Origin of the sequence: Neorhizobium sp. T6_25 (assembly GCF_002968555.1) — a bacterium.
GTDB lineage: Bacteria > Pseudomonadota > Alphaproteobacteria > Rhizobiales > Rhizobiaceae > Neorhizobium.
Genome location: NZ_PVBL01000019.1, coordinates 120,470 through 128,486, shown reverse-complemented (window position 1 = coordinate 128,486; position 8,017 = coordinate 120,470). Strand labels below are relative to the sequence as shown.

At 61.0% G+C, this 8,017-nt stretch carries 6 protein-coding genes; 4 read left to right on the top strand and 2 right to left on the bottom strand.

What is annotated here, in order from left to right; genetic code table 11:
* Positions 1 to 858: 858 nt before the first annotated feature.
* Entirely contained in the window at positions 859 to 2,007 is a 1,149-nt protein-coding gene (locus C5L10_RS22755; RefSeq protein ID WP_046666301.1) for a mandelate racemase family protein, read from the bottom strand.
* A gap of 214 nt (positions 2,008 to 2,221) precedes the next feature.
* Between C5L10_RS22755 and C5L10_RS22750 the strand changes: the two genes are divergently transcribed.
* On the top strand, positions 2,222 to 2,986 hold the full coding sequence (locus C5L10_RS22750) for a FadR/GntR family transcriptional regulator (protein ID WP_205837085.1): 765 nt from the start codon (positions 2,222 to 2,224) through the stop codon (positions 2,984 to 2,986).
* 88 nt (positions 2,987 to 3,074) lie between these two features.
* Positions 3,075 to 4,007: a 5-dehydro-4-deoxyglucarate dehydratase gene (gene kdgD / locus C5L10_RS22745; protein ID WP_046634020.1), complete on the top strand. Its 933-nt coding sequence runs from the start codon at positions 3,075 to 3,077 to the stop codon at positions 4,005 to 4,007.
* Positions 4,008 to 4,164: 157 nt separating this feature from the next.
* Here kdgD and C5L10_RS22740 read toward each other — a convergent pair whose 3' ends face one another.
* A complete protein-coding gene (locus C5L10_RS22740; RefSeq protein WP_371411972.1) occupies positions 4,165 to 5,748 on the bottom strand; it encodes an ABC transporter substrate-binding protein in 1,584 nt (527 codons plus the stop codon).
* A 259-nt stretch (positions 5,749 to 6,007) separates the two neighbouring features.
* On the opposite strand from C5L10_RS22740, the gene C5L10_RS22735 reads away from it, so the two are divergent.
* Both C5L10_RS22735 and C5L10_RS22730 read left to right on the top strand, forming a co-directional pair.
* Complete coding sequence (locus C5L10_RS22735) at positions 6,008 to 6,823, top strand: NAD(P)-dependent oxidoreductase (protein ID WP_105431517.1); 816 nt, start codon at positions 6,008 to 6,010, stop codon at positions 6,821 to 6,823.
* 7 nt (positions 6,824 to 6,830) lie between these two features.
* Complete coding sequence (locus tag C5L10_RS22730; RefSeq protein WP_105431516.1) at positions 6,831 to 7,910, top strand: mandelate racemase/muconate lactonizing enzyme family protein; 1,080 nt, start codon at positions 6,831 to 6,833, stop codon at positions 7,908 to 7,910.
* Positions 7,911 to 8,017: the final 107 nt, after the last annotated feature.

The following is an 8,017-nucleotide window of genomic DNA, read 5'->3' as shown; positions in this document are numbered from 1 at the left end:
CCCCAACCCCTCCCCACAAGGGGGAGGGGCTCCACGCGCAAGCCTTGCCCCTGCGGGAGATGTCCGGCAGGACAGAGGGGGTATGGCGGGGAGCTCCGTCCAATGCGGTCTTTCCGTTTGCCCGTGGACAATTGATCGTTGCCCTCCAACATCTCCAATGACTTAACCGCATCATCATCCCCGCCCTCCCAAACAATGTCTACAATCCCCCGCTTCCGTCGCCGGAGTGTTTCGCGAGACGTTCGCGGGCAGGCGGGAGCCGGCGCTTTCATCAAAACCGTAACGTGCGGGGATGGTGGAAGAGGTGAAAGCCATGGAATGTTCGTCGCAAGGCAAGCCTTCCTATCAAGCCTCCCCCGGACAGCCATGTCCGGTTCGGTTGAGCCGTGCAAGTGGCAAGCCTGTCCCGAAAGGACGGGCGCAAATAAAGCCACGCAGCGAGGCGAGATGATCACCTGTAGGGGCCGGAAGCCCCGAAAGAACGCCGAAGGCCACGCGAATGCGGAGCCATACTATTATTTTACTATGAGGTTCCGCATTCGTGTGGGCTCTCCGATCTTTGAAAACCACGGCAGGCGACTGCGCGGGGCTCCGGAATGTTGGCCGAAGGCTTTTGATCCTCGGTGATCGGATCCTCGGGTCAAGCCCGAGGATGACGAGTGTGTGTGGCTGTCTCTCACAAAAGCACCGTTTCAGCCCACTGCACTGCTTACTTTGGCACACCTCTCCGTCGTCATCCTCGGGCTTGACCCGAGGATCCAATCACCGACGGCAGGCTCGGCGGACTGCAAAAACAAGAAACCCGGCCCCAAAGGGGACCGGGCTTCTCTTTCCTGCTTGGGAGGCAGAATAAACGGTTCACTCGACCAGGTTGGCGTTGATGAAGTCGAAGTTGATGTCTTCGCCCATGCCCGGCTTGTCGGAAATATGAACGAAACCGTCCTCGTCCATCGGGTCGACGAGGGCGTTCAGGTATTCGAAGCCGTCGTCATATTCGAGGAACGGGTGCAGCAGGCCGCGCTCGTACCATTTCGCATTTTTTGTGCAGGCGGCGACGATCAGGTTCGGAGCGCCATTGCCGTGAATTTCGCAGTTCATGCCGAAGGATTCGGCCAGATGCATGGTCTTCATTGCCGGGCTGATGCCGCCGACGTCATGGACGCCGGTCCGCAGGATGTCGCAGGCCTTCGAGGTGATCCATTCGGCGCGGCTGAAATGCTTGCCGCCGGCGCTTTCCGGACCGAGGACCGGAATGTCGAGGTTTTCGGCAAGCCAGGCGTAGGAAGCCGAGCTCTGCTCGTCCATCGGCTCCTCGATCCAGTCGAAGCCGAGCTTTTCGAGGCCCCTGCCGAGTTCCAGCGCTTCCGTGCGGGTGTACCAGTGGAAGGCGTCGATCATCAGGTGGATATCCGGGCCGACCGCCTCGCGGACTGCGGCGCAGGCCTTGAGATCCATCTTGACATCAGGCGCCCAGGAGACCGGCGGCATCCAGGTGTGCAGCTTGATGCCCTTGTAGCCGCGCTTGACGAGCTTTTCGCCAAACCGGCCGTAATCTTCCGGCGTCGCGAGGCCGTTCTCCAGCTCGTCGCCACACATGATCGAGCCATAGGCCGGGATCTTTTCGCGATAACTGCCGATCAATTTGTGAACCGGCATGTTCAGCTTGCGGCCGGCAAGGTCCCAGAGGGCGCAATCGACGATCGCGAGCGCCCGGTCGGTCAGCTGCATCGCGCTGCCCCGCTGCCAGTGAGCGAGGTCCTGCCACAGCCTCTCGCGGGCGAACGGATCTTCGCCGATCAGCACCTTCTTGACGAACTTGTCGATCACATGCGGGCGAACGACTTCCGGCGGGGCAAAGCAATAGCCTTCCGCACCGTCGTCATCGACGATGGTCAGCAGCGCCAGGTTGACCTTGTGCGGCGGGCCCGGATGAGCATGGCCGGCGGTATCCTGGTGACGGCGCGTAGTATGGGAGAATACGCGCACATTGACGTCTACGATCTTCACGAAATTCCTCCTGTCAGAAGCAGAGGGACGAACCTCCGCCATTTCATGTCGGGACCCGGCGAGGGCCGGATCGGAGCCGATGAATATGCGTCAGTCCTCCGCGTCATCATACCTCATAGGTCATCTCATACTATAGGTCCATGCCCGGGCGTCAATAAAATTCTTGCTCGGCGCTTGACAACAAGGGCAGGTTTTACCCCTCTAAGTAGCTGAAATGGCAAAGCGAGAGAGCGGGCTGACATTGAAGAGAGCAGATAACATCACCGGGGAGGCACCCTCGCGAAAAGGCCGCAATCTGGTCGAGACGGTTGGCCGGCGGATGCGGGATGCGATCGCGAGCGGCGCATTGAAGCCCGGTGACAAACTGCCCACCGAAAGCGGGCTGACGCTGCAATACGAGGTCAGCCGGACGGTCATCCGCGAGGCGATCGCTTCGTTGCGGGCCGACAATCTCGTCGAGGTCCGCCACGGCGTCGGCGTCTTCGTTCTGGCGCCGCAAGGCGGTCTGCAGGCGGGCTTCCGCACCGTGGATGCCAACCGCGTTTCCTCCATCATCGAAATGCTGGAAGTCCGCGCTGCCATTGAGATAGAGGCTGCGGGTCTTGCTGCGGTCCGTTCGTCGCCGGCGCAGCAGGAGCTGATCTTCGAATGTCTCGAGACGATCAAGCGGCAGATCGCCGCCGGTGCGGCAACGGTTGAAAGCGACCGGGCCTTCCATTTGGCCATCGCGGACGCGACCAACAACCCGCGTTTCCGGGAACTGCTGGAGGCGATCGGCAAGCAGATGATTCCGCGATCGCTGCTGCAGGAGGGTGAGGTCGAGGTTTCTCCGCCTGAATACCTGGCCCAGATCCAGGATGAACATGCCCGTATCGCCCGCGCGATCACGGATGGCGATGATTCGGCTGCTCGCGACGCCATGCGCATGCATCTCAAGGGGAGCCAGCAACGCTATCGCTCGCTGATACGGCGTCCCTGATGCGCCCATAAAGATAATACAACTATTGACAGTCATAATATGACTTGGTAGCCTTCTGGAAATCAACCAGGAAGGGACTGCCATGTCTATGGATCCAAATGAACTGAAGCATGCGCTCGGCGCCGGCCTCCTGTCGTTCCCCGTCACGCCGTTCGGGAAAGATGGCCTCTTCAACCGCAAGGCCTACGAGCAGCATGTCGGCTGGCTGGCCGGTTTCGATGCTTCGGTGCTTTTTGCCGCCGGCGGCACGGGCGAGTTCTTTTCACTGGAGCCTTCCGAAATTCCGGAGATCATCGTCGCCGCCAAGGCTTCGGCCGGCAGCACGCCGATCGTTGCCGGCTGCGGTTACGGCACGCGCATCGCGGTCTCGATCGCCAAGTCTGCCGAAAAGGCAGGCGCCGACGGCATCCTCCTGCTGCCCCACTACCTGATGGATGCCAGCCAGGAAGGCCTTTACCAGCATATCAAGACCGTCTGCCAGTCGGTCGGCATCGGCGTGATGGTCTATAACCGCGACAATTCGATCCTGACCGCGGAAACGCTGGCTCGCCTTTGCGAGGCCTGCCCCAATCTGGTCGGCTTCAAGGACGGTTCCGGCGATATCGGCCTGGTGCGCAAGATCACCGCCGTCATGGGCGACCGCCTGACCTATCTCGGCGGCATGCCGACGGCCGAACTTTTTGCCGACGCCTATCTCGGCGCGGGCGTCACCACCTATTCGTCGGCGGTCTTCAACTTCGTGCCGGCGCTGGCCCAGAAGTTCTACAAGTCGCTCCGGGCCGGAGATACGGCCGCCACCAACCAGATCCTCATCGACTTCTTCTATCCGTTCATGGAAATCCGCAACCGCCAGAAGGGTTACGCGGTTTCCGCCATCAAGGCCGGCGTGCGGCTGATGGGTTTCGACACCGGTCCGGTTCGCGCCCCGCTGACCGACCTGACCGCCGAAGAAGTCAAGATGATGGAGGCTCTCTGCGAGCCCTACCGCAATGATGCTCTCGGGGCGCAGGCGGCCGAATAGGCGTCCTCCTCTCCAGCCCTCTTCCCTGAGTGCATCAGCCGGCAGGTCCATCCTGCCGGTTTTTTCGTGTCCGCAGCCGAGCGTCGGCGGTCCATAAAAAACGCCCGCAACCGTGGTTGCGAGCGCTCGTCCTGGGAGGGACTTATCGCTTGATCGGTCAGCGCTGCTTGGACACGCTGCGCAGACGAACCGTCCAGCCGTAGTGGTTCACGTAACCCTTGACGTCGGCGCGATAGACGACGCTGTCGATGACCGCCGAGATTGGCTGCAGCGCGGGAACGAGTTCCTCGTATCGCTTCTGGATGTCTTCATAGGCCGTCTTCTGCTTCGCCTGATCGCGCTCCACCAGTGCCTTGGCGGACATGTCGTTCAGCTGCTGGTCGAAGAAGGACGTGCGCCAGCCAATGATGCCGCTGAGCTTGGCGTCGTCGGCGTTGTTCGGGTTGATGACGAGGGCGCGCAGGTTGGAATGTGGATGCGGCTCCTGGCCGCCGCCGCCGCGACCGACGAGCATTTCGAACTTGCGCTCGCGCATCGGGCCATAGATCTGGTCACCGGCGCCCTGGACGATTTCAGCCTTGATGCCGGCCTGGGCAAGGGTTGCCTGGATCGCGGTGGCGGTGTCCGTGAAAGGCGGCTCGTTGAGCGTCAGCAACCTGACCGGGAAACCGTCGGGATAACCTGCCTTGGCGAGCAGTTCCTTGGCCTTGGCGACATCGAGCTTGTAGTCCGGATCGGCCAAGCTGCCGATGACGCCGTCGGCGACCGGGCGAAGACGTTTGGTGCCGTAGTTCGGCATGATCGACTTGTTGATGCCGTCATAGTCGATCAGATGGCGGATCGCGAGGCGCACATCCGGGTTCTTGAAGCGCTCGTCCTTCATGCTCATGGCGAGGAAGTAGAAGCCCGAGCTCGGCGTGCTCTGCACCTCGACGTCCTTGTTCTTGCCGAGCGCGGCGATATCGGGAACCGAAAGGCCGACCGCGACGTCCACGTCGCCCTTTTCCAGCATCAGCCGCTTGGTCTGGGATTCCGGCATGTGCCGGAAGATCACGCGCTTCATCTTGGGCTTCTCGCCCCAGTAATCGTCGAACCGCGTCAGGATGAGCATTTCGTTGGAGGACCAGCGCGTCAGGCTGAAGGCGCCGGAACCGGCGACATTGATCTTCAGCCAGGCCGCGGCCTTGTCGCCGTTCGCCTCGTGGCTCATGGCGGTCTTCATGTCGATGACCGCGCTGGCATCCGGCTTGCCAAAAATGTCGAGCGTGAGCTGCGGATCAGTCGGCTGAGCCGGCTTGAGGGTGATCTTGTTGCCATCGGCCGTCAGCAGCTGGTCGATATTATTGGCCTTGTAACCGAAGGACGACCAGACGCCCGCGCCGACCAAGCCAAGGCTGATGTTGCGTTTGATCGACCAGACGACATCTTCGGCCCGGACCGGGTTGCCGGACGTGAACTTCGCGCCTTCCCTCAGCGTGAAGGTGATCGAGCCGTCATCCGCGACCGTCCAGGCGCTGGCGAGACCTGGATTGACGGTCTTCTTGTCCGGCGCGAGTTCCACGAGCGTATCATAGAGATTGGCGATGACGCCCGTCGCCTCGCGGCCTGAAATCGCCGCCGGGTCGAGGGTCAGGATATTGTTCATGCTGAGGCCGACGATCAATTGGTCGGCGGGGGTATCTGCGTATGCGCCGACCGGCGCAGACAGCGTCAGAGCCGTGGCCAGAGCCACATGCTTCATCCATTTCATCTGGGGTTCCTCCATTCCAGGCATTCAAGTGAGTATGACGTCACATGACTGCTGCGTTGCATGAAGACGGAAAAGATACCCCTCGTCAACTGAGGCGGCCCCAGAAAATAATGCATCTTGGGCCATTTTGACCTCGGAGTGGCGCGGCCGATGCCTTGATATCCTATTTCGAGCTTGCAGTCATATTATGAGTTGACGTGCATTCGAGGCACCTTCTAGATTGAAGGCAGCATGTCGAGGAGGAACGGGGATGAAGCGGCTTCTGATCACCGGGGCGGCCGGCAACATGGGCAAGGCCATGCGCCAGCGGCTGGGGCACCTGGCGGAGGTCATCCGCGTTTCCGACATCTCTCCTCTGGACGACGTCGGGGCCAACGAGGAGCCGTTTGCCTGCGACCTGGCGGATTCCGATGCCGTACTGCGCATGGTGGAAGGATGCGACGGCATCGTGCATTTCGGCGGCGTTCCTTCCGAAAACACCTTTGCCAGCATTCTCGACAGCAATATCCGCGGTCTGCACAATCTCTATGAAGCGGCGCGAAAGCATGGAAAACCGCGCATTCTGTTTGCCAGCAGCAACCATACGGTCGGTTTCTACCGGCAGGACCAGTTCATTGGCGTCGATCAGCCTACCAAGCCGGACGGCCTCTATGGCGTCTCGAAATGCTTCGGCGAGAGCTTGGCGCAGATGTATTTTCACAAATTCGGCCAGGAGACGGCGATCGTCCGCATCGGGGCCTGCTGGCCCAGGCCGACGACGGTGCGGATGCTGTCGATCTGGCTGAGCTTCGACGACATGGCGTCCCTCTCCGACCGCGTCTTCAGGGCGCCGTATCTCGGTTGCCCAACCATCTGGGGCGTTTCGGACAATCAGCCGAAATGGTGGGACAACTCCGCTTCCGCCTATCTGGGTTGGGTTCCGAAGGACAGTTCCGAGATCTATCGCTCGGAGGTGGAATGTAATCCGGGCATTCCGGACAAGGGATCTTCACAAGCCAACTGGCAGGGCGGCGGTTTCGTCGACGATCCCATCTACACCGAACCTCCCCGTTCCCTGAACCGGTAACGATCCCATGAAAATCACCGACCTCACCACCACCGCCGTCAGCCTGCCGCTTGCGGAACCGCTCGGCAATGCCACGGCGACCATCCATCAATTCTCCTGCATCGTGATCGACCTCGTCACCGACGAGGGATTGCGGGGTGAAAACCTGATCTTCACCATCCGGCCGGAGCAGTTGAAGCTCCTGGACAGCATGGTGCATGTGCTGCGGGATGCGGTGATCGGGCGCGATCCGGACGACACGGGCGCCTTCTGGCAGGACGCCTGGCGACGTATCAACTTCATCGGTTTCACCGGCGTCTCGATCATGGGCATTTCGGCGATCGATGGCGCCATGTGGGATCTGAGAGCCAAGCGCGCCGGCCTTTCGATCTCGCGGATGCTGGGCCGGAGCCGTGAAGTCATTCCAGCCTATGCGAGCGGCGGCCTCTGGCTCACCCAGGACATTCCCTCACTCGTCCGGCAGGCGGAAGGTTTCGTCGCAGCGGGCTTCAAGGCGATGAAGCTGCGGCTTGCGGGGCGGATCGATGTCGACCTGCCGCGTGTGAAGGCCGTTCGGGCGGCGATCGGCAGCGATATCGGGCTGATGATCGATGCCAACCAGGTGCTCGACGTCGATGCGGCGATCAGGCTCGGCGATGCGCTGGTACCGTTCGATATCGCCTGGTTCGAGGAGCCGGTGCCGGCCCACGCATTGGAGGATTCGGCCAAGGTGGCAAAAGCCCTGCGGGTGCCGATCGCGTCAGGTGAGAATGAATATACCCGCTACGGTTTCCGGCGGATGATCGAAACGGGTGCCGCCTCCATTCTCATGCCGGATCTCCAGAGGGTTGGCGGCGTCACCGAATTTTCCCGCGTCGGCGCACTGGCGGCAAGCTTTGACCTGCCGATCTCGTCGCATCTTTTCCCCGAAATGAGCCTGCAGCTGCTGGCGCATGTCCCGACCGCCCATTCCCTGGAATACGTGGAATGGTTCACGCCGCTCTACGAGGAGAAGATAAAGCTCGTTGATGGGACGGCCCAGATTCCGGATGCCCCCGGCTGGGGGATGTCCTTGGACCGGGATGCGATCCACCACCACGCTCTTTAGTTGAAACCCGCATAGGACTAGATTTGCCCCGTTTTCTTGCGAAAGCGCAAGTAAATGCCCATGCCCTGTTTGTTTCACGTCAAAGAGAAGACGTTGGCGTGGACATA

What these genes read in the sequence shown, in the direction of transcription:
- C5L10_RS22750 (WP_205837085.1), top strand. Translation starts at nt 2,222, where the DNA reads ATGGCAAAGCGAGAGAGCGGGCTGACATTGAAGAGAGCAGATAACATC.
- C5L10_RS22730 (WP_105431516.1), top strand. Translation starts at nt 6,831, where the DNA reads ATGAAAATCACCGACCTCACCACCACCGCCGTCAGCCTGCCGCTTGCG.
- kdgD (WP_046634020.1), top strand. Translation starts at nt 3,075, where the DNA reads ATGGATCCAAATGAACTGAAGCATGCGCTCGGCGCCGGCCTCCTGTCG.
- C5L10_RS22735 (WP_105431517.1), top strand. Translation starts at nt 6,008, where the DNA reads ATGAAGCGGCTTCTGATCACCGGGGCGGCCGGCAACATGGGCAAGGCC.
- C5L10_RS22740 (WP_371411972.1), bottom strand. Translation starts at nt 5,748, where the DNA reads ATGAAGCATGTGGCTCTGGCCACGGCTCTGACGCTGTCTGCGCCGGTC.